Origin of the sequence: Paraburkholderia phytofirmans, from assembly GCF_046028095.1 — a bacterium.
Classification (GTDB): Bacteria; Pseudomonadota; Gammaproteobacteria; order Burkholderiales; family Burkholderiaceae; genus Paraburkholderia; species Paraburkholderia phytofirmans_A.
The window spans coordinates 240,187-266,359 of sequence record NZ_JAQQDJ010000009.1; the positions used below are offsets into that span (position 1 = coordinate 240,187).

Annotated in this window: 18 protein-coding genes and 1 pseudogene; all 19 read right to left on the bottom strand. The window is 58.1% G+C overall.

The window, feature by feature from the left end:
- Window positions 1-104: 104 nt before the first annotated feature.
- Window positions 105-617, bottom strand: coding sequence for a hypothetical protein (locus PQR54_RS24895; RefSeq protein WP_408250321.1), 513 nt, complete (start codon window positions 615-617; stop codon window positions 105-107).
- Window positions 618-1,194: 577 nt separating this feature from the next.
- On the bottom strand, window positions 1,195-1,485 hold the full coding sequence (locus PQR54_RS24900) for a hypothetical protein (RefSeq protein WP_408250323.1): 291 nt from the start codon (window positions 1,483-1,485) through the stop codon (window positions 1,195-1,197).
- A gap of 15 nt (window positions 1,486-1,500) precedes the next feature.
- Window positions 1,501-1,719 (bottom strand): hypothetical protein, encoded by a 219-nt coding sequence (locus PQR54_RS24905; RefSeq protein WP_408250324.1) that lies wholly within the window; start codon window positions 1,717-1,719, stop codon window positions 1,501-1,503.
- Between the two features lie 68 nt (window positions 1,720-1,787).
- Window positions 1,788-2,150, bottom strand: coding sequence for a hypothetical protein (locus tag PQR54_RS24910; RefSeq protein ID WP_408250326.1), 363 nt, complete (start codon window positions 2,148-2,150; stop codon window positions 1,788-1,790).
- A 51-nt stretch (window positions 2,151-2,201) separates the two neighbouring features.
- Window positions 2,202-3,053 (bottom strand): hypothetical protein, encoded by an 852-nt coding sequence (locus PQR54_RS24915; protein WP_408250328.1) that lies wholly within the window; start codon window positions 3,051-3,053, stop codon window positions 2,202-2,204.
- A 9-nt stretch (window positions 3,054-3,062) separates the two neighbouring features.
- The gene (locus PQR54_RS24920; protein WP_408250330.1) at window positions 3,063-3,668 is read right to left on the bottom strand and encodes a GNAT family N-acetyltransferase; all 606 of its coding nucleotides are present in this window, start codon (window positions 3,666-3,668) and stop codon (window positions 3,063-3,065) included.
- 431 nt (window positions 3,669-4,099) lie between these two features.
- Window positions 4,100-4,975, bottom strand: a pseudogene (istA, locus tag PQR54_RS24925) (IS21 family transposase); the annotation flags it as partial.
- 559 nt (window positions 4,976-5,534) lie between these two features.
- Window positions 5,535-9,227, bottom strand: a complete 3,693-nt coding sequence (locus PQR54_RS24930) for a hypothetical protein (RefSeq protein ID WP_408250332.1) — start codon at window positions 9,225-9,227, stop codon at window positions 5,535-5,537.
- A gap of 14 nt (window positions 9,228-9,241) precedes the next feature.
- A complete protein-coding gene (locus PQR54_RS24935; protein WP_408250334.1) occupies window positions 9,242-11,179 on the bottom strand; it encodes a hypothetical protein in 1,938 nt (645 codons plus the stop codon).
- Complete coding sequence (locus tag PQR54_RS24940) at window positions 11,179-15,546, bottom strand: DUF6603 domain-containing protein (RefSeq protein ID WP_408250336.1); 4,368 nt, start codon at window positions 15,544-15,546, stop codon at window positions 11,179-11,181. The genes PQR54_RS24935 and PQR54_RS24940 overlap by 1 nt, the downstream gene beginning before the upstream one ends.
- 569 nt (window positions 15,547-16,115) lie before the next feature.
- On the bottom strand, window positions 16,116-18,860 hold the full coding sequence (locus PQR54_RS24945; protein ID WP_408250338.1) for a hypothetical protein: 2,745 nt from the start codon (window positions 18,858-18,860) through the stop codon (window positions 16,116-16,118).
- Window positions 18,861-18,988: 128 nt separating this feature from the next.
- Complete coding sequence (locus tag PQR54_RS24950; RefSeq protein ID WP_408250340.1) at window positions 18,989-22,006, bottom strand: autotransporter outer membrane beta-barrel domain-containing protein; 3,018 nt, start codon at window positions 22,004-22,006, stop codon at window positions 18,989-18,991.
- Window positions 22,007-22,901: 895 nt separating this feature from the next.
- The gene (locus PQR54_RS24955; protein ID WP_408250342.1) at window positions 22,902-23,228 is read right to left on the bottom strand and encodes a DUF1889 family protein; all 327 of its coding nucleotides are present in this window, start codon (window positions 23,226-23,228) and stop codon (window positions 22,902-22,904) included.
- Between the two features lie 141 nt (window positions 23,229-23,369).
- Complete coding sequence (locus PQR54_RS24960; protein WP_408250344.1) at window positions 23,370-23,648, bottom strand: hypothetical protein; 279 nt, start codon at window positions 23,646-23,648, stop codon at window positions 23,370-23,372.
- 69 nt (window positions 23,649-23,717) lie between these two features.
- Window positions 23,718-24,173 (bottom strand): helix-turn-helix domain-containing protein, encoded by a 456-nt coding sequence (locus tag PQR54_RS24965; RefSeq protein ID WP_408250346.1) that lies wholly within the window; start codon window positions 24,171-24,173, stop codon window positions 23,718-23,720.
- Between the two features lie 27 nt (window positions 24,174-24,200).
- Window positions 24,201-24,539: a hypothetical protein gene (locus PQR54_RS24970; protein WP_408250347.1), complete on the bottom strand. Its 339-nt coding sequence runs from the start codon at window positions 24,537-24,539 to the stop codon at window positions 24,201-24,203.
- Between the two features lie 672 nt (window positions 24,540-25,211).
- A complete protein-coding gene (locus PQR54_RS38965; protein WP_494478643.1) occupies window positions 25,212-25,604 on the bottom strand; it encodes a plasmid fertility inhibition factor family protein in 393 nt (130 codons plus the stop codon).
- A gap of 57 nt (window positions 25,605-25,661) precedes the next feature.
- Complete coding sequence (locus PQR54_RS24980; RefSeq protein WP_408250351.1) at window positions 25,662-25,892, bottom strand: hypothetical protein; 231 nt, start codon at window positions 25,890-25,892, stop codon at window positions 25,662-25,664.
- A complete protein-coding gene (locus PQR54_RS24985; RefSeq protein ID WP_408250353.1) occupies window positions 25,889-26,167 on the bottom strand; it encodes a hypothetical protein in 279 nt (92 codons plus the stop codon). Before PQR54_RS24985 ends, PQR54_RS24980 begins: the two co-directional genes overlap by 4 nt.
- Between the last annotated feature and the right edge of the window lie 6 nt (window positions 26,168-26,173).

Sequence of the window (26,173 nt, forward strand, 5' to 3'; positions counted from 1 at the left end):
CTGTGCTTGCGCAATCCGTTGCTCTTTCGTACCGCGCTGCTTTGCTTGGCCCATCTACTACCTTCCGTTTCGCGCACGCGAAAATCGCCGCGCAATTTCCCTGTCTATGCTGCTGAAAGCTTTTCGCCAAAGAGGTCGAGACTGTTCAGGCATTTCTTAACCACCGCATCGATCGACCGTTCATCCGCAAGCGTCACCACTGTCACGAAGCTCGAGCTGGGGTCAGCTTGAACCTGAGGTGCTTCAATTGAAGCACCGGGGTCCAGGAAATGCTCCAGGTCGCTTGGGAACCGCGCGAGCGCTTCCGCCACTTCTCGAGCGGACTTCTCGCTCCGAAAGGGATCGTCGTGTGACGGTCCGTTGTACTGGTAGTAGGCTCGGTACGCAAATCGGTTCATGTTTTTCCCGTTGAAGACAGCCGAATACGGCCGGTTGTTCGTTCGCGTCAGCGACGCAATGCTGTTTTCGTGCAGCAGCAGCCTCCAGTTGTTGACGGCGATGTCTTCCGCATGCAGGTTGGCGAAGCTGCGAGCCATCAGAGCGGACACGGCTTCATTCACCAGGTCACATTCTGGTTGAGTGAAGCCTTCCATGCATTCATCGTTCGACGTGAGCATGTAATTTTCCTATGCGTCACGTCGATCTGCTTGGTGAAGATTCCAATCCAGTATCTCGTACCAACCGTTAGGCAATGCCCGCACCCGCCCACGATTCGCCGCCGCTTGCAGACGTGATTTGGCGTCCGCGCGAGTAATGTGGAGAATGTCAGCCGCATGTTGCGGCGAAATACATCCCTTGCCGTCTGCACACGATTTGATCCAATCGGTTTCTGAATTGTCTATCTGACCGCTCAACGCCTTCCGAACAGCATCCAAGCCTGGAGAATATGCCATATGATTTTCCTACGGTTGACGCACGATCACCACGTCCTGGCGTTCGTCTTCAATGTAGGCATGCATGTTTAAAGCTTGACGTGCAGCTAGGAACCGGTGTGCGTTTATCACATTATCGAAGTGAAATGCCAGCAGGCGCGCGTCGCGCAGACTCGATATGGCACCCGATGAATCCTTCAGCGGTCTCGGCCTTGTTAGCCGCGTCAGCCAAAACATTGATGTCGATCGACATTCGCTTTCTCTTTTTGACCCGGCGTCCGGCCGGTAATCGGGCCGCTTGCGCGGCTGGTTACTTTCCGGGTTATCCGAACATCACGCGACGGCAGGCGGTCAAGCTGCTCGGTCCGGTTTGCCCGTACACACGCAGTTGACAGTCGCGGGTGAGATTGGCAATTTGGATTTTACCCAAAGCGTGCAAAGGCCCTGAAACCCTGTCTCCGGGCGCAAGGCCTTCTCCAAATCTGAGACGCTGGATGAGTTCTAAAACCACGTATGCACCTTCGTCAACGTGGACAAGAACCATCCCTCTCCTGTCTTCGATTTCTTCTACCGTGCCGTTATAGATGGCATTTCTCTTTTGTCGTAGGAACATTTCTATCGGCTTTTCCTAGCCCTGGCTGGAGCCCGGGAAGACTACAGGGCGGCCCCCCAGCGGAGCGACACCATGTGTCAGTTCCCGCGCCAGGGTGTTTTCGTAGTAGACATGCAATTCCTGATCGCTCATCGCGTCTAGGCCGTCGTCATCACCGCTAGGCGTGTACTCCGTCGCACGGGCGTTTGTGATTGCAATCAGTTCACGCAATCGTTTAATGATTCTTTCCCGCATACAGTCTCCAAAGTTGATTCGGTCTTTGACCGACAATCTGAGCGCTTAGCACGGGTGTTTTCCGTTGGCTATAGAAACGTCTTCTTTGCCATAGATATAGGCAAATCCCCCATCGGAGGGAACATCTTTTCCTCTTTAAGGTTTTCATTTACGAACATCACGAGCTCAACCACGCTACCCGCTTCCGCTTCCCCGATCTCCGCTTTGATCGTTGCTTGAAAGACGTCTCCCGGACGCGAGAGTACCATCTGTTCCCTCACACTCGGATCAACTGTTGAGAGGCGGTACGGCTGCCTGGCGCGCTCGGGAAGCAGCGCAAAATATCCGAGCTCATCTTTGAGAGGTGGCACGAATCCGACTCGTACGACCTTGCCGCCGAAGGTGATGTTTTGCCTTTTGTCGCCGCCGTGTTCTACGCTTGCTTGACTCATTTTGATTTTCTCCTATGCCGGTGAGGCCAGCGTTTTCCGATTTTCCGATGATTATCCCTGCCGCTGTGATTCCATCCGATGATGCTCGTCTAGCAAGTAGTTTAGGTAGCTGCGAGTTAGGTTACAGAATAAGCGTGCTTCCCCTTCCGTCAGTTCTCGTGGATCGTCCAGCACGGTTCCGTGCCTCACTCCCCCTTTGGATGGAGCGGAAAGATACCCATGCAGTGTTTCCATCCAGCCCATGGCATCGGCAAGCACTCGGTCCCGATTGAGACGCTTCAAATCAGCGATGATCCGGTTGAAATACTTCGCGGTCACCGTGCCGTCACCGTGCTGTCTGCCGGAGAATGCCGTCGATACGGTTTCGAGCAGCCAAAGTATCTCTTGAACGGCAAGCCGGTATTTACCGACATTCAACAGGCTTTCCGAATCCGCGAGTGAGCGCTGAACAAGTTCGTTGGCCTCCGCATCAAGAGACGGAACGTTAGGGGACACGGGGACAGGCATCGCCATTCGCTCGACCACGAGATTTGGAGATTGAATAGTGTAGCCGCTTGGCCTGAGGACATTGTTCACGTGCGCCCAAGGCGGCGTACCCAACAAAGGATTGCGACTATAAATGTCCACTAACGCGTCATGCAAAGCTTCCACGAACATAGGCGCATTCGTCGCAGCGCCTGACATATACGAACGTAAATCACTCTCGGCCCAGCTCTCACTTGAACTACGGCTTGCCGTTTGACTTTGCGCTTGCGCGAAACGCCGCTTGAACGTTTCGAGCAGATCTTGTCTGTTTCCTTCGAAAGGAACGGGCCTAATCACTTTTGCGAGAATGTCCTCAACGACATCTTCGGGCATGGCCCCGGGCGAAACAAAACGCCAACCGCTGTCAAAGTAGAGCATCGTGTTTTCCTACGCGTTATGCTTAGATTGGAGGTCTTTCGTCATAAGTCTAACGTCCAGTTCACCGATGAATCCCAGTGCCGAATACCAAGAACGGAGAGCACAGGCATCTGTACTTCCGTCAAGTGGGTGAACTTCGAGCTCGATCATCCGCGCGTCCAATCCTCGCGCCGCCAACTCAGCACGTTCCATCAGCTTGGCGCCAACTCCGCGTCTTCTGAACCGGTCCAAAACGAAGACTTCGTAGACTTTTGCGGTCCGCGTCTGATCGTAAAAATCCAGCATCAGTAGCCCGGTTTCATGGGTGTCTTCGACCGAAACGAATCCACTTGTCCAGACCCGCCAACCACGGTCCGCGCGATCACGCAAAACAGCGCTCTCGATGTCCTCTGCTCTATTAACTTGGGCGATTTCACAATGTGGTTGGTACATGTCTTGAAATTTTCCGTGGTTATCGTCGCGCTCGGTCGTTAGGGTTGGGATAAAGATATATTCAGAGAGAGATTTGATGAGGGTCCTTTTCAAGCGTATCACGGCTTGTTTATTCGGTTCCTCGGAAAACCGCCAAGCGAAAAAAAGCCGACCGGGAAGGGTCGGCTGAATGATTCTGCCCATTTTTCCTAGGGCCGTGGCAGAACCTGAGAGACCGCATCAGGATAGCCGCCCCGCCACGCCGCAAACGGTCGATCAGAGCCCCGAACCGGCGTCTTTTCTGACCACTGGTGACGGCCCAGCGCCGCATGGGGCTCCCGGCTGTTGATTTAACGGGCGGGGCAAGCCATCAGCCGGCGGACAACGTCGGCCGGCGGGACAGGCGGGGACGAGCAAATCAGCCCCTCAGGTTCTCGTCCACCGACCGATGAGGCGTCCACGGGAAAGGGTTTGCATTGGCTCTTGGAACGCTGACGGTTTGGCCAGGCTTGCCCGCATGTCGGGTCGCGGTCAGCCGAAGCGTTCCCGCAGCCTCACACTTCGATCTCGTTGAGCAGCCGTTTCATCGTTGTCGCATTGCGCTGCGCGACATCGCGATAGCAGTTGTCGAACAGGACGCTCAGCTCACGATAGTCCGGATGCTTCACCTGATCCCACAACGACCGGCACCGGGTCGCCAGCCATGCATTCAGATCAGCGAAACTGCCGAAGCGTTGCCCACGCGCCTCAATCCAGATACGCAGGCGGCTGTCCTGCACGTTCTTTTCGACGACGCCTTTCTCCCAGCCACTGGCGACGTTGCAGAAGTCCGGATCGAACAGGTAGTGCGAACACATCACTGCGAAACGCGGATTGACCGTGCGACCCTTGCCTTTGTGCACCTTGTCTACGGCCGTCTTCATATTGTCATAGATGCCCCGGCGGACCACCCCGCCGAAGGCCGTGAACGAGCGCGTATGGGCGTCGAACAGCATCTCGTGACCCTGGCTTGGGTAGGCCACGAGCCAGAACGCCCGCGACGCGCACAGCTTCATGTGCGACACCTGGAGCTTGCGGTAAATGCCGCCGACAACCAGTCCTTCCTCGGACCAGTCAAACTGGAATGCCTCGCCCAGCTCGAATCGCAACGGCACAAACGCCGACTTCGAAACCGCCTTGCCTTCGCCTTGCCGCCAGGCCCGGATGAAATCGGTCACCCGCGAGTAACAGCCGTCGTAGCCGCCAGCCTTGATCTCCTGGAACAGCATCCAGGCGGGGCGGCGTTCCTTCTTCGGTCGCCGCGCGTCGACACTGAGCGCCTGCACCAGCACCTCATGAAACGGCGTCAACCGCGTCGGCTGCGAGCGCCGCTGATACTTCGGCTCCTCCTGAACATCCATGTTCAGATGTTTATTAATCGTGTTGCGCGACAGGCTTGTGAGACGCGCTATCTCGCATACCGACTTGTTCTGGCGGTGGAACATCCGCCGCACCTTGCCAATCATCGTCATCGGGATCATCCCCAAACACCCTGCCTGAAAAACTAGCAGGATAGGTTGATTGCCCGGCTCAGATTTCAGTCGGCGCGATCCCTACATGTGGCTGAATTTTCGGTCGGCGTAATCAGCCGCGAGCGCGGTCGCCCTCCCAGAAGCGCGAGAGCGGCCGCCAAATGAAGGGGCCCGCGTGGCAAACGAAACTGTGACCAACGCCGGACAGCCGACGTGCCAGAAGACCGATATCGAAACCGCGGTCTGCGGGCCTGCTCCGAATAGTCAGTCGCGCTGAATACGCCAGGGAAAGCGAACAGCTGCAGTGCTGCCGTGACGCCGGTGAATGCGTAAGCCGCAGCCAGCGCAGCGAAGAGGAGCCTTTCGGACGGCGTCGCGCCACGCCCTCGGGCAACTGACAAGCTTGTGTTTTGGAGCGGCTCAGGAATCTGATAGGCAGAAAATGCATGCTGCAACTGCACTGCCCACCCATTCGTCGAGCACGGCTTTCGCCTCTCCCGCCAAGAGGCGATTCGCGGGAGACGAGCGCACGCGCTTCAATGCGGTCCAGCCTCCCCGCCTATTCCAGCGCCAGCCAGCCATCGACGAGATGGCACCTGTCGTTGTCGAGATCGGAAACACGCGCTCGGACGTCCGAGAGATCGACTGACGCGCCGCCCGGCAACACCCACCGCCACTGCCCACGGCTGAACTGTGGGTTGACCATCGCATAGGTCCCCGCTCCCGGCCCTGTTGGCAAATTCACCGCCAGCACCGGGCTTGCCTCCAGAGCGATCGACAACCCCTTGATGGCTTCGGTGAAATACTCCGAAGGTAAAGTTATCGATTTCGTGGGCAAGATCCCACATCGGGCCTGAATCTCTCCGAAAGGATCGATCAGCATGGTCAAAACCACCGGCACCTGATCGCCCAGCCGGAGGACGAGGTCTTCCTGCTGAGACGAAGCGGATACGGCTGGGCAGACAAACCGACTGAAATCCGGCCCGGATGAGTCAGCAGCGTCGCGCCAGTAGCCAATCAATCCATCTTCCAGTTGGGTGCTACTACCGAGCTTGACGGGAAACGCCAGCTCCTTCATCTGCCGGGTGGCCTCTGACTGAGCCACTTCCAGTCGCATTCTTAAACCTTCCTGGGACTGGTCGCGCGCTGCGCCGCCAGCGAGATCTAGAGACAGCCCGGACCTGACAAGCGCCAGCGGACGGCCGACGAGACCGGCAAACCCTGCGTCGGCGTTTCCAGCGGGCCGCGTCAGAGCCAAAGCTGCCTGTATGGCTTCGATGAAAGCCGCCAGCGGCCCACCGCCGCCTGCCGTCAGTGCTTCTTTGAGCGCTTTGAGTTCTGACGGCATAGACGACAAATGCGCTCCTCCCGGTGGTGTGCGAACGCTGACCGGACTCAACCCCTTTCCATGGTCGTTGCAGGCCAGAGTGCACGCCAACGCGCCTGCAGGCGTGTAGATAGACACCGACCGATCCAGCGAGTTGAACAGCACCCAGCCAAGCACCGGCGTAGCGCTACCTATTGCCTCTTGCGCGTCACCGCCCTCACCTTTTTTCGCCAGCCATCTGAACGAAAGGCGCGCGGGTTGGATCACGCGCACCGGCAATTGGGCGTGCGCCGTGGACTCTCGATCCGGCCGGAACCGTCCCGAGGCCACGAGCCGTTTGGAGAGGTCGTTGAACGTGCGCAGCTGGCCGAATCCGTCCAGTATTTGTACTGACCGCACAGTCAACTCACCGCCATCGAGCGGCATGAAGCGCGCGTCCGGAATCGGTGCGAGGCATGCCTCACGTCCGAGCACCGAACGCACTTTACCAATCAGCGCTTTGTCGGTGTCTCCCGCGTAAGGGTCGTGAATGTCCATCTGCATCGCTTGACGCAGCGTAAGCATCGCGCTGTTCCGGCCGGTTAGGCCCTGGGCGAGTTGAGGCATTTCACGGCGGACGAACTGCTCAAGACGCTCGAGCATGGGGGGCAATGAGCCACCCGTGCCCGGCCCCTCATCGACGAACGCGTCACCCGCCCCGAAGCGTTGGCGGATCTGGTCCATCGCCTGCAGAAACGCATGGGTGCCGTGGTCCGATAACAGGGCCGTGCCGGTGTATGTCGCGGAAGTCCTCGCCCCCTGATCCATGGAAAACAGATCACCGCCCTCGGTCAGCTGGAAGCGTCCGCCGTCTGCTCCACCGGTGGCGGCAGCGCCCACTCTATCCATCGACACCTCGTAGCGCATCATCGTCGGTCGCCATACTCGTGCTTCGCCCAGCAACTCCGACAGCCCGTGGCCACGCCGCGCGCCTCCGTAGTTCGGCAAGAGCAGGCCCGCTCCCGGTGAAGCGGGCTCAAGAAACGCATGTGATGCTGCTTTCAGCGACTCCTCGTTCTCGCCAGTGAGCCCCGCGATGTAGGGCTGAAACGCTGGCGATGTGAAGGGGATCTCGCGCGCGAGTTGGTCGAGTACTTCCGCTTGCGGCACAGCCAGTTCGCCTCCAAACCGGAAGATATCCGATGCGATGACCCGCGTCGTTGCGCCAGCGAGGCTCGTCGCAATCTCCAAATTCACACGAGGGCGCGGCGCAGAACCCGCAAGCCACAATGGAGCAGGCGTGAACTGAGCCGACTCGCCGACCATTATCAAAACGGGGTCTTGTGGCTCCCAGAAGCGCGGCGCGGCGATGTCCGTCAGTTCGAAAAAACTCCCTTCTGCGCTCACGCCAAGGTTGCGCTCAAAGGCCGCTAGTTTCTCTTTGCAGTCGGCAGCAGCAGCCTCCTGCTCCTTTAGCGCGGCGCTCAGGCGCTCGACGCCTGACCTTACCAACTCGCGAACGTTGTCTGGACGGCTTTCAATCGAGCCCGAAGCACGATCGGCCGCATACAGCGCATCAAGCAGGTGGTGCCAGTCCGAAAATAGCTGTTGGCGCAAACCCGCTATCGCCTGGTCACCATCATCGAGCCTGGTCTGCAGCACGTTGATTTCGCGCAGCGCCGCCAGCGTTGCGTGCCGCGGCTCAGGTGTGGACGCGCCGACGCTTTCTGCCGCCGTGTCCTGAAGCGCCTTCGGCTTAAGCGTCCATATCCGGCCCGATCCCACAGATCGAAATCCCGCTTCATGCGCAGCTGCCGCGCCGTCGATCGTCGCTTCGCGACGAGAGCGGCCACCTGCGAGCGCACCGAATTGCAGAGCGCTCAAAATGGTCTCCAATTGCGGCGCACTAACGTCGGGCTCTGTGAGACACGCAGACAGGAGCGCAGCGAGCGACTCCTCTTCGGTCGGCCCTAGAGAGAACAGCGCGTCGTTGGTTCCGCCCCGCGACTCATCGCAGGTAAGATAGGCTCGGTCGGCGCACCAACTCATCGCGTGAATGCCACCAGAGCAAAGGATCTCAGTGGCTCCGCTGGCGTGGCTTAGCGCTTCCTGCTTCAGCATTGCCTCGAGCAACTCGTCCTGTCCAATGCAGCGCTGCGTGGAGTGGTCTTCGCCGGCGTACCACCCGGCCACGTGATAAGCCATCTCCCAGTCGGGGTAAGCGGTCAAATCGTCCAGGGCGTCATAGCAACCGAAGACCGTCGAGCAATTCGGATAGAAAGTTGTGAATGTCGGATCTCCGTACCCAAGCGCCGTCAACTCTTCAAACCGACCGTCCAGACCCGCGCTCACGCCGTCGGCGAGCACCCGGCCCTCCAGTTCTTGACGCCAGCCCAAATAGCGGGCTAGCGTCGCTTCATCTCTAACGACAGGCGCAGTTGGGTGTGGAAGCCCGCCGTTATTCTTCATCGACACGCGCGACAGGCGGTCACTCTCGACGAGCCATCTGCGCGTGAGGCAACGATCTCCCGGCCTGAAGCCCGGGCTCGGTATCGCAAACCGCGTCACAAGCCACCGGTTAGGCAGACGGGGGAACCGAAGGCGATGCGTCTCAGCGGATGCTTGCGCCTCGCCGGCGTGTCTCACCGTTTCGTCGACTTTCGAGTTCACGCCATACCGCATTTCTGCCGGCAAGCTCCAATGCAGGTGCAGACCGGGCTGGGCCTTCGCCATGATTGTGAAGTCCCGCGCGTTTCTGCTCACTTCGGCGGTGTTGTAGGGACGTCGTGCCTGTCCCACTTCGGCACCGGTTGGCAGAACAGTGAAATCGTGAAAGGGACCCAGCAAAGACAGATTTCTCGCCGCGTCGGGACGTCCAACACGCAGCGCCGACACTTCGATCGGCAGGATGAGATGCACGCCTGCCGCGTTCGCTTCATTCGACATTGAATTGTTTCCGTTTAAGCCTGAGGTTTGAACGCGAACCGGATTGACCGCCCCTTCTGCGCGAGCGCTTCAGCGACGGCGGCACTACCGCCTCTGAACGAGACCAGGGCGGTCATGTCGATCACGCCGCGCGCCTCATCCTTGAAGACGAACGGCTTTTTCGCAGGTGCTGCGAACGTCAGAGACTCGGCTGGCTCTACAAACTCCAGCGAGCCTATGATTCCCCGATAGAGGCCTAGCATGATCCCGGGGCTCAGGATGTCGAGCCGCAACGGGTTGGCCGCTTCCACGCCGGACAGATCCGTCTTCGCAATCACCTCGATGCCTCCCCACGTCTTCAGAACGCTCGAGCGCAGGAGAAATCCGGAGACCGGCTCCTCGCCCGAAATGAGGTCCGTCTTCTCGCTGCGCACCGTCGCGAGCAGTCGCTCATAGACCCGTGAAATTTCAGCGGCATCTTCGCCTCCCAAGCTCAACGCACCCGCGAGCAACGCGCGTATCCAATTCCGGTCGAGGCTAAAGAAACGAAGGCTCTCGGTGGGAAGCATGTTGCCGTTTGGGACGAGGTAGTGCAGCGGCACCTTCGCGAGCGTTGCCAGATTGACGAGCCATTCGCTCAGTGTCTTCCCGTCATCGCGCTGTTCGTCGAATCCCGGATGGCCCTTTGCAGGCGAAAACGCCTGCCGCTCCGCCAGCATGCGCAATTCAGAGCGCAGCTCGGCGCGATCGATTTTGAACGTCTTCCCAAAATCATTGAACGCGGCTTGCGGCCGCATTGGCGTCACTCGCCTGACTTCGTCCTGGGCTTGCGTTTCTAGCGTACGCTCACGCGCGGATTTGCGAATCGCCGCACTTCTCCATCGGAATAGCGTTGCGGAAAAGTCCGGGTCATCGAGTGCACAGAGGCGGCCCAGTTGCCACGCGGCCGCATGGCTCACATCAAACATCCCCACCGCTGGGTCATATCTCAGCAGCTTGTCTGCGTTGACACTTGCCATATCCTGCGGCGACACCTGGACAGCGTGCTCGGTGTACGGCTGCAGCGGACCGCGATACCAGGAGACGGATATTGCGGGGCCGCGCATATCGTGATTCAACGCGCAATAGCCGTGAGCAAGCGTCTCTTTGACCCATTTGGCCTCGTCAGAATCGTCCGCTCGGGGCGCTCTGATAGGAATTGCCAGGGGCCCTGGGTCAAGATCCTTCAGGCGGTCGATCAACGACGTCGACGCACTCGCCTGTGCCTGAAATTGCCAGCGGTACAACGACGTAAGCGCTATGGGCGAGTTACTGTCTGTCGAGCGTGCGTCGACGCCGAGATTCTCCATCGACACAAGATGGGCGACGTAGAAGCCATCCTGTACTGGCATGCGCTTGCCGACGACAACAGCAAATCTCCGATCAGGGTCTTCGCCATCAACATCGGCCTTGCGCGTAGGCTTGACGTCCCGCACATGCACCAATGCGTCGAGTTCGTCCGCATCAGGCAGCAGGGAATCGAGCAACTCGCTATCGATCGTAATTTGGGGAGCCTGGGCGCTTTGCACGGAGCCTTCGGCGCCGCCGCTCATTTCCTTCAACACAACGCTGGGCGCTTCCTCCGCGCGAAACAACAGCAGGGCGAGCCACGGGCGTGGTGTGTTGGAGGCGTCGCTCGCGAGCTTCACCGGCCGCTGCCACGGCAACGTGCTGTCCGAAAGCACGATGTGTGGAAGCGTGGTGTTGCAAGCGCTGGCCTGATTGGCTGGCGGGTGAACATCATGGACGAGTTGCGGGTCGATCGCGTACCGCGGAGCCTCGACGATCAGATCTTGCTCGCGTACAAAGCTCTCCTGTATGACCCACTGGCCGTCCTGCAGGACACTCACGTCCTGCGCGACCTTCAACGTATGACTTCCAGCCGTCAGGGTTGGTCGATCACTGTCGGCAAATGTGATCTGATAGAAAGCCATCAATGACCTCCCTGGCTTTCGCCCGCATCAGGGCGAACGCGTGCATCGCTCGGAGAATCCGGCTCGACAATGAATGGCGCCGCAATCAGGAAGTTCGCGAGATTGCCGCCAAATTCGGACAAACCGCTGGCGGTCGTAAGCACTTCAGGTTTCACAGGCGTTCTACCCTGGCGGGTGAGCATGTTGTGTGATTCTCCGCCGTCACGCGACAGTTCGGAGACGATGTCCAGAATACGCTGGCGGCGCTGCGCGACGACCGCGTCAGATACGGTCCGGGCAATCATGGCACTGTCCGAAACCACGTCCTTTACGATAGTTTTGGCAGGTTTCACCCAGAAAGAACCGTTCGCGTCGATGAGCGTGTCCTCACCCTGCGTCCATGACGGTCGCTTCGCGACGCTCTTGCCCGTAATCCGCTCAGGCGCGAGCGCGATTCCGGTGGGAACGTCGGTGATATTTATGGAAGTCGTATCGCCAGGATCGCCCCACAGCGCCGCCGGAACGCGGCTCTCGCGCGTAGTGATGGTCCACCGATCAAGGTTCCCGCTGGCATGGGTGATGGACACCGCCAACGTGCTCTTGAACGCATCCCTGCCTTTGCCCATTGGACGAATGCCGACACGGCTAACTCGCTGTTCGGCGCCGCCGCCGCCGCCCGCATTTTCGAGCTTCGACGAAACAAATGGCACGAGCGCCGAAATACCAATGACCAAGTCGCCGGGGGAAACAACCCATGTTTTTTTACTGCCTTCTGCCCCCTGAGTGTCGATCAGCCCGCTTTCCACCGACAGGCCAATCAGGCTGTCCGTGTGTGTCGTCACATTGGGCGTTCGGCCAAACGTCGCCGCCACGCTCGAGTCGCCAGCGAGCACCTTGCGTTCGTCCGCATTAGCCGCAGGCAGCAGCGTTTGGCGCACAGTCGACCAGTCGACAATCGCGGGCCCTGTTTGTTCTGGCTCGCCGAATTCGATGCGGAACGTAATGCCGGCGGCCGTGACCTCACTCACTCCTCCGAACGGCGGCCCCCATACGCGCAGACGCGCGCCCACCGTCACAGAGATACGGATGGTCGTGAGCCACGCGTCGATCGTCGCCTCAACGCCAACGTTGACCATGATGCTGGCGCCGAAACGGAAAGGCTGAAAGCGGATAAGAAAGTGCGCCTGGAAGTCCAGCCAGGCCCGAATGCTGCCGCTTTGCCACGCGATGCTAAGACTGCCGCCCATCATGGCGTACGCCGGCGTCACCGCGAAATATTGCGATCCCTTGATCGACAGTTGCGAGGTCACCTGCCAGTTCAGGCCAATGGGTGGCACGACGGGGTAATGAGACGGCACCCGGAAGTCCGGGTGATACCCGCCAACGCTCAGAACAAAATCGCCTGCATTTAGGTTGTCCCCAAACCAGAAGCAGAACGCGAAGCCACCGGTGAGACGGGCGTCGCGATGAAATAGAAACGAGCGTTGGGTTAGTTGTCCAAGCAGTTTGAATTCGCCAGCGTCCGGCCGGAAGTCGGCCAGCAGCACGAGTTCCATCTGGACCAGCGTCGGGACGTTGGCCGTCGATTTCGTCGCTGGCGGAAACTGCAGGAATGAGCGACCCAGAAGGTTGACGCGCGTCTCGCTTCCCTGGGACAGCGTGAGAAGCGCAAAGCTGTCGACCATATTGAACGAACTGAATCGCACGCCAAAGGCAACCCACTGCTGACCGGCCTCGGGTTTGATCTCTTCACGGAACTTCTGCAATGTTGCCGCACCGCCGGTACCCGTGGCGGCCTCAACAAAGACATGCGTGCCTACGCTCTCAATCGTAGCTGCTGGCAATGCCCGGTTGATGCCTACGCCGCCGGCCAGACCATTAATGAAGAACGCAGGCGGCCCACCCAGCGGCGCATCGAGTACCGCATAGACGCTGATAGACGGCGCTGTCGCATCTACATAGCTACCGTATGCCGTGAGAGAGAATTTACCGAAGCGCGCAGCAATACTTCCCGCGTACTCGCCCTTGGAAACAACAAGCGCACCGGCAAGAGAAAACGTATCGGTGGTGCAGGTAACGGCGACGCCCTTCAGGCTGAAGTCCGGTCGCGGCGGCCACTCCACAGGCGCCTTGGCCGTCAACTCCATAAACGACAACGTGATCGGCCCGAGCTTCCCTGTCGCATCGATGCTCAAGGAAAGCCCATTGTCGTCCGCGCTTGCATCGACGCGCTCGATAGTAACGAAGCCGAACGTCCCCGCCGCCGCGGCTGGAGGTGCATCGTCGGCGCTCGCTGCCGGGCTATCCGAAGGCTGCGCTTTTTCGAGCGTCGCCGCTGATGCAGATTCAGCAGACTTCGGTGCGCCCCCCTCCTTGACGGTTTCTTTGGGCGCAGGGAGGTGAGGGGTCTGTGTCGACGCTGCTGCTCGCGGGAACTCCACCGACCGGCGGCCGTTAGGCAGCACAATGTCTGCCTTGGCACCATACCCGCGGCTTAGGTCAAGGGCAGGCATCTTGGACCCGAAATTCAGCCCCTTAAGCATCTGCTCAAGTTCTTTACCCGTCGATTTCGAAGCGAAACCAAATGCGATACCCTCGACCCGCGGACCTTTGTCCGCCTCTGCGGTACCACCTGATCCCCTTGCGGCGCGCAGCACACTCCCCACAAGAGGCAGATTTGCGAGATCAAGACCGGGTAAGCTGACCGTGAAGTACGAACGCCAAGCTCCCCCCGACTTCCGCTGGGCAACGAAGAACAGTTTCGTTTCAGAAGCGTCCTTATTGTTGGGGTCCGCTATTACGCTGCAGTGGAGCCCCAACCGCTGCGTCTCACCGTCAAAGTCGACTTGGACATCGATGGCGTCCACGATAGCCGGTCCGCCCTGGAGCGGCTGGGTGAGCCCGAGCCCCTCTGTCAACGAGTCCACCAAGTCCGCGAGCCTCAACCCAAGGTTGCTGCCACTCCCTTCCAATATTCCCTTGCCGGCAGCATAGGAAAAGCCGAGTAAGACTGTTGGCCCTTCGTTTGCCGTGCCATTGCCGGGCAGTCGAAGAGTAGCGCGGCCATCCATGGATAGCGCAGATAGTTCATATTTCACCGAAAAATGTTCAAAGCCTACACGCAAGCTCCCTAGGTCCATATCCCCCGTCGCAGCCGCTTTGATTTCCAGTCTATTGGCGTCGCCAATGGAGAAAGCCACGGAAGAGTTTGTCAGGCAGACATTCAAAAGAGAGTCTGGCACCTTCATGCCGAGTAGACTTTCTGAAATATCCTTCACCGGTGCGTACGGAACAAAGCAAGTGAAGTCGCACGTGCCCCGCTGCAAGACAACGGCCGCCTCGACACGAATTGGGCCAATCGAGACTGCTGCGGAAAGACTTCCTAACCAACTTCCGCTCGAGTTACCGACGGAAAAATCGATATCCGAAATAGCAACGTACTTTTCGGCGAGTTTAAACACCAACTCCCCAGCGGTGGCCGCTGAGAACGAAAAACTCATGTTTGACAGGTCACCTTCGAGATCCAGTACGACCAATTCAAGAGTCGAGTCTGTTCCCATGAGGCGTCCAAGCACTCCGCCAAATGCCACTTTCAAGTCAATTGCGGAACCCGCTGCCATTTCTGCGACGAAAGAGCCAGACGGCAGCCGCACGGCGACGTCGAATTCACCATGGTCTTTGATCCGGATCCGACCGGACCCACCAACTTTGGAACCAGCGGCCGAGAAGTCACTTGAGAAGTCAACGCGCGGGCGAAGCAAGCACACCGAAGGGTATTGCTGTCCACCGGTGAAATGGTACTCGCTCCACCCTAGGCTGACCTCAACGTTGGGGCGGCCGCCCGACGCCGACAGGGGCAACACCAGTTCGAACCGGAGAAGTTCGGGAGTGCCAGCGTCACTGAGAAAGGTCGACTTTAGATCAATGCCAAGCGCCGCCATCCAACCACCGACCGGGGCCGTGCCCACCTCAGCACTAATACGGCACCTTGCGGCACCTTCGGAAAACTCAACGCCGAAAGGGAATTCGACGCCTGAAAACTTGACATTGCCGACAAGGCCAATGGTGATGCGCGGCCGTGCTCCTGGCGAGCCGATTCCCGTAAATCCAACACTCACCGAAGTAATGCTCAGCGCGAGATTCCCACCCTGCTCCTCAAATGGCGTCCATTCCAATCGAACAGGAATATCGACGACCAGGTCAAGCCGCGAACCGCTGTAACCCACAACACCTTCGATCGGCACCCCACCCGACGATAGCGACTCAGACAATTTGCTGAAGTCACGAAGAAACGACGGAGCACCGTCCTTCGCGGAAATCGCAGACAACATAGCCGTTATGTACGCCAGCGGCTTTGCGCTTAGAATCGCTGCCCCCTTAAAGTTCACGCCCCTCCTGATCCGGACTGGGCTATCGCCGCGCGCTACCGAACTCCCTCCGACTACCTCCTGAAAGGAAACGGCGGACGTGGACCCTAAGCGGCGCCCTGGTCGCCGCCGAAGTTGCTCCTCAAGAACGAAGTCGTGCGAAGAGACCCAGCACCGCGCGTCGCGCAATTTGATAAGGTCCGGCCACCACCCAAAGATCGCCTCAGGGTATAGATCGCACAGGCTCAGCTCACCGCTGAATTGCTCAAACCACACAAGCGACTGCAAGGGCGCGTGTTCATCGCCGCGGAGCGAGAATATGGCGCCGTTCACCACAACTTCGCCGCGACCGGGAAGAGGCGTGAAACCAATCAGACGCACAACGTTTGCATTACAAGGGGCCTCGCCAGCAGAATCCCCTGCAGCAAGATGCAACCTGCGTGTCCCAGGCGCATGCCTGTGCTCATGGGCTACTGAATCAGTCAACGTGCACCTAGCGAAGTCGACATCAACTGCGCTGTCAGAAAGACCCTCCTCGGAACCATGCCAAAGGTTTCGATACTGGCGAAGCTTGCCCATAATCCATCCCTTCAATTGAAATCGTCTGGCGTACCCGCTTCGGGCCATGCTGTAGTCGCCTCGCGCTTGGCGGCGTAAAGAAGGGACGGGTAACTATCGCTCGGCGTCGGTTCCCGCCTAAAACTGCTCAAAGATCGAAACAGCTTGCTGTCGTCAACATTAAAAGCAGCCAGTGGCCTTAGCGATACATCCCCAACGACCAGGCCATTCCCTTTTTCAGTTAAACTCTTCGAGATCAGGAAGTCGGTAGCAAACCCAACATCCATCAATTCCTCTGCTATATCGAGAAATTCAAAAAACATATCACATTCATCTAACGAATAGGCGTTCTGAAAACCCTGCACAACCCGTAAAATTTTTCCTTCCAAATACTCGATGTATTTTTTGTCGACACCTTCAGTTGGACGCGCCAAATGAAAAGCATGAATTACGGCCAGAACAATTCGCTCCTTTAGAATTCGAAATTCATTTTTATCAAACGTCTCAATCTGTCCATCATATATAAAATCAAACACCTTTCCGCCACAATCTCCGCCAGCACCGACACCCCTCTTTATTCGAACAGCGTATCTAATGAACGCCGCCGCGGGGTGTTGAAAACAAATTGCCTCTATAAAACGATGAAAACAGTTCATCGCCACGCGTCTAATCGCCGCCCAACCGTTGGCTTTTTCGACCTCGCTGTTGAAAACGTATTTATCAAATTCTTCGCACAGTCGTTTAAGGCACCCACCTTGAATTCCGAACACATCAAAGTCACCAACTACTGCCTCAAAAACATTACTGAAGGTAGAGTCATTGGGCACTGAATCTCTCGTTTGAATAAGACTTAAAAATCCCTGATAGTAAACGTCAATCTGGGTTGACTTCGAATTATCAAGCGGGCCAAGCCAATCTTTCACAATATCAATCCGCGCTTCGGCTAGATCGTTTGAGCAAAGACTTAAATCAACTACCCGTTGAATGGCGACAGAGTTTTCCAGGTATTTATATGAAGACGGAATAAGGTATGTCGTGATAAACAGATGGAGATTACGATGTAACTCGGGAAAGGTGCGTATCGCCATTTCAATAGCCAACTGCAACGTGTTCGCATAGTGGCTACCTGATACAAGATTCCCTTCAGTTTCGGATCCGCCGTCGCCGTGACCGACCAGGTGGCACCACTCTTGCTTCGGTAGATAGTCGAGCTTCCACGCCACCCCTTTGTTATCCTGCCGCCATCCACGATAGAACGTTTCATAAAACTTGTTGTCCGCAACCGCGGACCTTGTCATGTTGGTGGCGTTGTAGGTCTGCGATGTCAGAACACCGACTTGCTGCCCCGCGACGGCCAGTGGGTTCATGGCGGCCTGCTGCGACCCGCGTACTCCAATAGGCCTTCGCACCGGTTCGTCCCACGACGGTGAATGGCTAGTAAGCCTTTGAACTCCGCCCTTGTTCTTTTTCCTTGCACTCGGAAATGAAAACGGTTTGCACCAGTTATTGAATTCGTCCTTGACTTTCCGGGGCGTCATAATATTTCGAGAGACGCGAACGGGGCTTTTAGAATCCCATGCGCCAAGCTTTTTATAGTAATTTAGAGCGGGCGCAAACGCTATATCAGGCGAGGGCATGATCACGTAACCGTTCGGTGATTCAGAAATCGTTTCCTCGGCAACAGCACTATCTCCTTGGAGGATTTCTTCAATACGGTATTTTACGCGATTTCCAAAATGATTACTTATACGCAGGCCGCAAATAAGGCCAAACCATATCGGACCCGCCCATTGATAGTCATCGACATTTACATTATCGGCCCGCGCCTCAGCACCATAGGAGGTCTTCGAGCCCCGATTTTTTGCCTCGTATTCGCCCGTCAATAGAATCTCATCGATATGAGAGGACCTGGGATCCAGGGCATGTCCACGTCGAAGACCATCTATCCAGCGAGCCGACTCGCCGATTTCGGCAAAAAACAGCCGTGTTTCGTGATGAACGTAGCCTTCTATGCCAATGTTGTCGTTTTGGCGTTCGGGACTGGTCGTGATATGTAACAAGCTTTCTGGTAGACAGGCGCTCCCGTCCGCCAGACGGATCGCGTCAATATTCCGACCGAATATAGTTCGATAGAATGTGCCGAACGCTGTTTGCCCGCTTCCGACCCTAATCCCACGATCATTTGGCCAGTCAGTGATATGACCTTGCAGGGGGAAAAACGGCTGCACCTCTATTTCTAAAGGGGCGCCAGTTTCGTCGGTCAACGCACCGTTAAGCCAAAAAGTGTATCGACTCAGACTACGCTGAAATGACCGCGGAACCTGCTTCATAGTCTGCTCCAGCAACGCGTTAAGGTTCGTGAATTTTTTTTCGTGGTCCTTTGCGTATATCCGCGTAAAAAAGTCACCTTTCTCACATTTGAAAAACGATTCAAATATACCCAGATAGTAGTGAGTGACCGGGTTGCCCACTACCATTGAATCGAGCGAGTTAAGGAATTTGTCGTTCGGATATATTTTCGAGGCGGAATCAGTTGTCGCAGCCTTTATGAGTTGAAGCTCGAAAACGTCGTCCTGTGTGACTAAATCGCGAAAATCCCTACCTTCAAAGCGCTTCCGGATAATCCGAGCAACCGAGCAGTTACTCGACATCATTAAGGAATGTCCGATTATACGTTTGAATGAGATCGGAGAGCGATCATCTGAAAAGTCAAGTGTACCGATTGCCGTCGGCAAATGATCATGGTTGACATCTGTGTATCTGGCTTCAATATTCATTTTGAGTACTCTTTGATTTTCGGCTCGACCACATTGCGGCACAAGTCCTTTGGCTATTCACCGACTAGGTGCTGCGCCCACTCCGCCACGATCGCTCCTGACACAGTGGGTGCGCGGTAGGTTAGCGGTCAAAATCGCATCGAGACCCGAACCAGAAACTCGTGATTGCTTGTGCGATCGCTCATGCCAAAGGTGCCTTGGTAGGTAAGGCCGGTCGTGACGCCATAGGGCAGCAGGAAATCAATCCCCACGGCTGTCGTGAGCTGGTTCTCGCTCAAGCCAAGAACAGTGACGGCGTACGAGTTGTCATCAGTGTCCGCGTAGCCCAGGCGCGCGGTGCTCGTGCCCGTCAGTGCGTGGCTGTATTCGATCCGACCGCGTAGCTTGATCGCCGCCCACGACGCGGGAATCCCGTAATCACCGCGCAGGCCCGCCACACCCGATACGTTGTTCAGGCGCTGATCCGCGTACGCGAGGTTGAAGGCACCGGCGCCGGATTCCGCGTAATGCTGGAGCAGTGTCGACGAGAACTGCACGCGCGCGTAGGGCGCGAGCATCGCGAGCCCCCTACGAAACTCATAGCCTGACGTCAACGCACCAAAGATCTGATCGCCACCACGGCTGCCGTCAGCAAACGCTCCGCTCTCGGTGACGAAGCGGTGGCTGTCGAAGTTCAGGTGACTGTAGCCCAGCAGACCATCCACATAGACTGAGCCCGGATGGAAGCTACCGTAGAACGCCGCGCTGAAAGCCTCGCCCTTGCTCTGCGTTCCGGAGCTGCCTACATCGCTAACATCGCGCCCGTACCCGAAGCCCACGCCAGCTACCAGTGACGGCAGGAAACGGTAGTCAGCGCCCGCGCTCAACCCCACGAGCGTGTGGCTAAGGTGGATGGAGTCCTGGTCGGAAGTGCCGAAATTCACGAAGCCGCCCGTCCATACCGCGAGGTCACCGCTGGCCATCCACTGCGGCAGAGCTGGCTTTCCGCTGTCAGTCTTTCCGGCTGCATCACCCGTCGAAATACCCGACGGCGTCTTGGCCTCTTGCGCGCCTGCCTGAGCCGCGCGCGTCTGCGGCAGTCCCACATGGACGTTGAAGAGGCCGTCGTGACGGCTGCGCTCGGTGTGCAACTGCTCAAGGCGGTCGTTGAAGTTGCCGATCTGCGCATTGGCGAATTGCTCCGCGGTCTGCGCCTGGGCATTGAGCAGGCCGATTACCTCGGCATCCTTGCTGGGATCCGGACGCGTCGTGACCTGCAGCGTCACGGTCGCCGGTGTGGACGTACCCCAGCTGTTGGTCAGCGTATAGCGGATCAGCACTGCTCCACTAGCCTGCGATGCGGCGGTGAAAGTGAGCGTGTAACCGCTGCTCGTTGAGCTGATCTTCGCGGTGCCCTGCGACGCTGCTGGCTCGCTCACGATCGACGCACCCGAGAACGGACCTCCCGTGGCGCCCTCGCCCAGATTCACCGAGACCGTCTGCCCCGCGTAGAGCGCAGCGGTATGATCCTCGGCCACTGGCGCGCTACCGGAAACCGTGATGTTGACCGTGGCGCTCGAGCTGCCCGACGCGTTCGTCGCGCTGTACGTGAAGCTGTCAGTGCCGGTATAGCCTGACGCCGGCGTATAGGTAATCGACGTGCCCGAGACGGCCGCCACGCCATGGCGCGCGGCCGACACAATCGCCACCGACGTGGCTGCGCCGCCTGCCACGTTGAGCGTGATCGCGTTATTCGAACTGTTTTCGGCTACGGTCGCGCTGACGTTCGCCGCAACCGGCGTCAGCGGCGCAACATAGAGCGTGTAGCTGACGGCACCAGTGACGTGGTTCGCATCCGTCGCGATGACGGCCACCGTGAAAGTCCCCGAGGCCGTTGGCGTGCCTGAAATCGTTCCACTTGACGACGAAATTGACAAACCGGCCGGCAGCCCCGTTGCAGCATACGTGTATGGCGAAGTACCACCCGTCACCGATACGGACTGACTGTATGCGGCGTTGACCGTCCCACTCGCCAGCGCACCCGCCGACGGCGTGAACACCAGCGTGGGCGAACTGACCGTGATCGTGACGGTCGCTGCGGACGAGGTGCCCGTGCTGTTCGTTGCCGTATAGGTGAAGGAGTCGGTGCCGGAGTAGCCGGCAGTCGGCGTATAGGTGATCGATGTGCCGGACGCCGTAGCTGTCCCGTGCGAAGCCGCAGAAGCCACCGCGACCGACGTGGCCGCGCCGCCCGACAGATTGAGCGCGATCGCATTCGCGCTACTGTTCGCGGCGACCGTCGCCGACACCGCGCCGGCCACTGGAGCGGCCTCGGTTACGGTGATCGTGTACGCCGCGGAGCCCGTGACACCATCGGCGTCTGTGGCATTGACCGTGACGTTGTAAGTGCCTGCGGCCGTCGGCGTCCACGCGACTGTAGCCGAACTCGTCGTGACACTCCCGCTCACACTGCCGGTCGTCGTGAGCGTCATGGTGTAAGGAGCCAGGCCGTTCGACACCGTGATGGTCCGACTGTAGGCGGTGCCAACCGTGCCTGAGGGCAGCGCGCCTGCTGCAGGCGAGAACGCCAGTGTAGGCGCCGTTACTGTCACGGTTACCGTCGCCGCCGATGAAGTCCCGGTGGAATTCGTAGCGGTGTACGTGAAGCTGTCGGTGCCCGAATAGCCCGACGTCGGCGTGTAGGTAATGGCCGTCCCACTTGCGGTTGCTGTACCGTGCGCGGCTGCCGACACAACAGCCACCGAAGTCGCCGTGCCGCCGGTGAGGTTCAGGGTGATTGCGTTGGAGGTGCTATTAGCTGCCACAGTGGCGCTGACACTGTTCGCAACCGGCGCAGCGGCCGACGTATTCGTACACGAATAAGTGACGTTGCTGATGTTGCCGTTTGTCGTCGAAACGAAAAGGTTCAAGCCGCTGGACGCGAGGTCACCCGCTGGAACGGTGACCGACTGGCTGCTAGCTGTCGTATGGTCCGACGCGTAGAACACCAGATACGCCGAATAGGCTGCCGATTCAACAAGCACGTGATCCGAAGCCGGCTCGAACCCGCTCGTATCCAGACCGTCGTTGTAGAAACTTACCGTGAGCGTATCCCCAGCGTCAAAGTCCGACGCTGGAAACGTCGAGTACGTCGATGTCGTGCTCAAGGCGTTGACAGCCGTACAGCCCGTCGAGAGCGCGAACGCTGCCGTACTGCCCAGCACTCCTTGAAATGCAAGGAAAAACGCAGTGAAAAGAAGTTGCAGTCGCAAGCGAACGCTCAACCGCCGCGCAGGCTTGGACGAAGGTACCCCTGAATACAGGCTGGTCATTGTTATCATCGAAGAGTCTTGTTATGCCGTTCGAGCGCTTGCGCGCGCAACGCTTATACGGAGATAACGACCATATTCTCAGATTTATTAAGTGCTAGCATTCAAATTTTCGAACGGGAAATGCAGTCTCTGTTTTGGCTGTAATTTCCCGAAATCTAATCTCGCTCACGAAAACGTTTGCGCACTGATTGCTTCACTCCCCACGCAAACGCGCGATGGAGTTGCGAAAGAATCGGCATGCGAAACTCCTTTCATGAAGCAAGAATCTTGAGGGCATCCTTGCCGAATTTGGCTTGTTACTTCCACCTGCGCGAGTTGTTCGATTTGTCGTGTTTCCGAGCGACACTTGCGCTGCCCGTTTTCTCGCTCTCTCGGTCGCCGTAGAGCAAAGCATAGATGTCAATTCGAGGTGTCCGTCGCACATGGCTCTTGGCGCCCGAGTTGACGACCTTATCGACAATCTCTCCAAAATAATGTCGTCACTTCGCCTATGTTCGAAGGAAAGTCGTCAATTCGCATCGTAGCCTCCCAGACGCGATCGCAGGGCCATGATTTATATGCGATTCTCGGTACTCGATTCGTTCAATCGTAGAACCGCACCCCGATCAGAACCCTTCCGCACAACGCGTGGTGGCGACTGTCAGCGCGCCGGGGGAATTAACAGGTCTTTTCGATGCTGGGCTCGGTGACAACTTCAATTCGTGGCAGTAGCCCCTTGATTCAAAATGGTTTAGCATCTCTTGGTCGACTGAGACGGGCGAAGTGACATCTTTACTTCGCGAACGGTGACAAGTTTATTTTGGTCTACGGTGATGCGCGGACTTTTACCCTCACCGATCTGTTGCGCCAAGCTTCCCAGTTCGTCAGCCGACGAGGCGCTCCATCCGTGCGACAAGGCCCCAGATTCAACGTCGCTCTTGAGAAGTATCTCGCCCTTCTCATGGAGGATCTTGAAGAGTTCTTTCGCCTTGTTCATATCGTTAGGGTGTGCGAGCCCCGTGCTGACGTTCACACTGGTGCTCAGGGTCTTAACTGCTTCGGCTACGACACTCGACATTGCTAGCTCCAAACTCAAAACGGCTTCCGGCCGCTGCGGGGCGCTCGCGCGCCGGCTGTTTTCGATTCGTGTGCCTGACTGTTGCAGCCTGTCCAAGCGGCAAGGATCAGGCGAGTGTTTTGCGTGCGAACAAGCCTACCTCTAGCTCCGTTTCTTTATTTCCGCCACGACCTGTTCATTGAGCGCACTCGCGACAGACGCTACGTCGGAGTGCTCGTTAGCTTCCATGTCTAGATTGCAGTCCGTATGGTTGTCGCGGCAACGCCCGTATTTGTCCCACGCGACCTCCTTGACGCCGTTCGCTGTCTTTAGCGTGCCAACGATGCAGTCCGTCGACGTAGGGGACAGTGCATCGATGGTGGCGTCGAGGCCGCCAACGGTCTTCGTGGTGACTTGCTTGATAGGGATTTCGATCGTCATGCTGTTTTGGGTCTACATGTTCTCGGCAACCGGCCGAATTGGGGCGCAAGCGCCGGGGTATTTTCCGAGTTACTTGTTGATCGACTGGATGGCGGCCACAAGCGGCCCATCGAAAGGCCACACCATGTGCCCGTCGGCATCGCTAGCATCAGCATGATTCTTTCGGTATTCGCCGCCAACGTTTCGGCCCACTTCTGTGAAAAAGTGCAGCCCGCTTCGCACTTCGATGTACCCGAGTTCAACGAGCTTTTTCTGGACCGAGGCCGTCGATACGTTGTACTTCCGGGCAAGCTGCGTTGCGGACAATTTTTCGATTCGCACGGCCGCTTGCATATCCCCGGCACGCAACCAGCTTCGCTCGTCCTCGATCCACATCAAGCGGTCGTGCGCCTGCGCACCGTTGCGTCGGTTGCGAAGCCACGCCCAGCATGCAACGAACCGATTATCTGTCTCACTTAAGACCCTGCCGGCCGCATCCCTGACAACGTATCGGCATTTGCGAGGACGAATGGTCATTTCGATCACGATGTTTTCCTGATTTTCGTTGGTCTGTCACGTTGGCCGAACGGAGATCGTGACCGGTTCCGCGCCTCTGTCGCCGCGCTGGCATTCCCCGCGCCAACCGTACCCGGCTTCGACGGGCTCATCTTCAGGCGCGTTCATGTAACGCATCCAAGCGTGACGGGGCGCGGGAAAGCCTTTGCTCTCACGCTGCATTGCGTCGGTCGCCGCTGCGAGGTCAACATGCCCTTCGATAACCAGCGTGTCGCAGCGCTCGTTGACGAGCCAATCGACGGTCAGGCCCGAGGTAACCCCTACGGGCGCTGCCAGCGATTCAGCGCCCACGGCTGTCCGCTTCTTCGCCCCGCCATCTGCATAGAGTCGTGCCATGATTTTGCTAGAGTTCGGTGATCCGGACGCGTTCAGGTACGAAGCCGGGCAGCTCTGCGCGAGGCAGCTCGCTTACATCGACCCGCATCGTTACCGCGCTCCACAACCCTGCGCTACCGCTCCGTGCGCCGGGCACGACGTTGAACCAAATCGTGCCGTCAGTATGAAGGCTTAAGCTTTGGAGCAAAGACTTGCGCACCTGCCGCTGTACGCCCGCGCTCGAGGCTCCGACGTTTGGCGGCATTTCGACCAGTACGATCGCCCGATCGGCATGAGTTGCTTCGAGCCGTTCGATGGCGGCACGTAGCTCGTCAAACGTCTGTCGTCCCGTGCTCGCACTCACACGTCTCAGTGATGCCTGCTTCGCTCGTGTTCTGACTTTTGGCATGCCGTTTTCCGATTTTCCGAGTTATTCGACGCGCTCCCCCTCCGAACGGGCGGCTGTGGAATACCGGCCGCTGGATGACCGCCGAAGGGCTGCTGACAAAGGCCGCCACCTCTGCAGGCGAATAAATCTACGCCGGCGCGGTCGTCGACGAGGTGGCCCGCACGGCGCCATGCCCTAACCAGAGGCAGTCGGCCAGCCGCTTTGCCCATGCGTCGAGCTGTGCTTCCGTTTGAGACGACAGGTGCGTCGCATTCATGTGGTTATCCGCCGTTTACCGTTGTCTGTCACAGGACGGTGCCGATCTGCTCGACAGCACCAAACCGAGTTCCAAAAACTTCCGCCTGATCTGGCGGCACTTCGACCGGCAGCGAGCGCAATCCGTGGTCGCGCAACCAAGCGAACCGATGGCGCCCGTCTGCAAAGCTTGGTACTCCATCCTCCTCCAAACATACGACCGGCACGTCCACGAAAACGGCAGCCTCTAACCAACGCCCAAATTTCGCGTACCGGTCACCGTGCAACGAGCCGTGGCCAGCAACACCCACATAGTCGTCGCTAACGCACCATGCCACATCGAGTGCCGCAACAGAAACCCAAACCAATGCGTCGGGCGCGCTATCTTCCCAGCCTCGACCAATGCCCCGTCGTCGCCAAACGGGGCTATTTATCCACCGCATATCGCCCTCGGCCTTTCTTTTCAAGTGCCCGCCCTGGGTCGGGGGATTTTCCGAAGCCTATCGAGTGGCCTCGCGGCGTTGTCGCGCCTTCGCGGCGACAATAAAACCTACGGAAGCGACGCACACTACCACGCCTGCTGCCAGTGCCACATTCGATAACGTGATCGCCCACGATGGGGTCTCTGGAAACATCCCCGATCCAATGATGAAACCACTACCAGCCATGATCGCGCCGGGGAGAATCGAGCGCTTGGCGAGTGCTTTGAGGCTTTGGAATATTTCGTTCACTTGTCAGTCCTTGTTTTCCCGGTGCGCCGTGAAGCGTCCGGGTGACACCCTAAGGCGGCGCCGTTCAAAGTCAAGAAGTGCAAGCGGCCGCCCTTCGTCGCGACGTGTCGGAATCGTCCTAGGTGGACGCCGCGGCGTTCAATGTTTATCGCCTGCTCTTCGAATGCAAGCTCGTATACCGCGACGTCGCCGACCATAAAGAGCGGTGTGTCGTCCACGGCCACGTAGAATCCAAGGGCCTTCTGCGGCCAATCCAAGAGTTCAAGTTTTTGCATCGTTTT

Excerpts from the sequence above, each read along its gene's own strand:
- PQR54_RS24895 (WP_408250321.1), bottom strand. The coding sequence starts at position 617 with ATGCTCACGTCGAACGATGAATGCATGGAAGGCTTCACTCAACCAGAA.
- PQR54_RS24900 (WP_408250323.1), bottom strand. The coding sequence starts at position 1,485 with ATGTTCCTACGACAAAAGAGAAATGCCATCTATAACGGCACGGTAGAA.
- PQR54_RS24905 (WP_408250324.1), bottom strand. The coding sequence starts at position 1,719 with ATGCGGGAAAGAATCATTAAACGATTGCGTGAACTGATTGCAATCACA.
- PQR54_RS24910 (WP_408250326.1), bottom strand. The coding sequence starts at position 2,150 with ATGAGTCAAGCAAGCGTAGAACACGGCGGCGACAAAAGGCAAAACATC.
- PQR54_RS24915 (WP_408250328.1), bottom strand. The coding sequence starts at position 3,053 with ATGCTCTACTTTGACAGCGGTTGGCGTTTTGTTTCGCCCGGGGCCATG.
- PQR54_RS24920 (WP_408250330.1), bottom strand. The coding sequence starts at position 3,668 with ATGGGCAGAATCATTCAGCCGACCCTTCCCGGTCGGCTTTTTTTCGCT.
- PQR54_RS24930 (WP_408250332.1), bottom strand. The coding sequence starts at position 9,227 with ATGTCGAATGAAGCGAACGCGGCAGGCGTGCATCTCATCCTGCCGATC.
- PQR54_RS24935 (WP_408250334.1), bottom strand. The coding sequence starts at position 11,179 with ATGGCTTTCTATCAGATCACATTTGCCGACAGTGATCGACCAACCCTG.
- PQR54_RS24945 (WP_408250338.1), bottom strand. The coding sequence starts at position 18,860 with ATGAATATTGAAGCCAGATACACAGATGTCAACCATGATCATTTGCCG.
- PQR54_RS24955 (WP_408250342.1), bottom strand. The coding sequence starts at position 23,228 with ATGTCGAGTGTCGTAGCCGAAGCAGTTAAGACCCTGAGCACCAGTGTG.
- PQR54_RS24960 (WP_408250344.1), bottom strand. The coding sequence starts at position 23,648 with ATGACGATCGAAATCCCTATCAAGCAAGTCACCACGAAGACCGTTGGC.
- PQR54_RS24970 (WP_408250347.1), bottom strand. The coding sequence starts at position 24,539 with ATGGCACGACTCTATGCAGATGGCGGGGCGAAGAAGCGGACAGCCGTG.
- PQR54_RS38965 (WP_494478643.1), bottom strand. The coding sequence starts at position 25,604 with ATGCGGTGGATAAATAGCCCCGTTTGGCGACGACGGGGCATTGGTCGA.
- PQR54_RS24985 (WP_408250353.1), bottom strand. The coding sequence starts at position 26,167 with ATGCAAAAACTTGAACTCTTGGATTGGCCGCAGAAGGCCCTTGGATTC.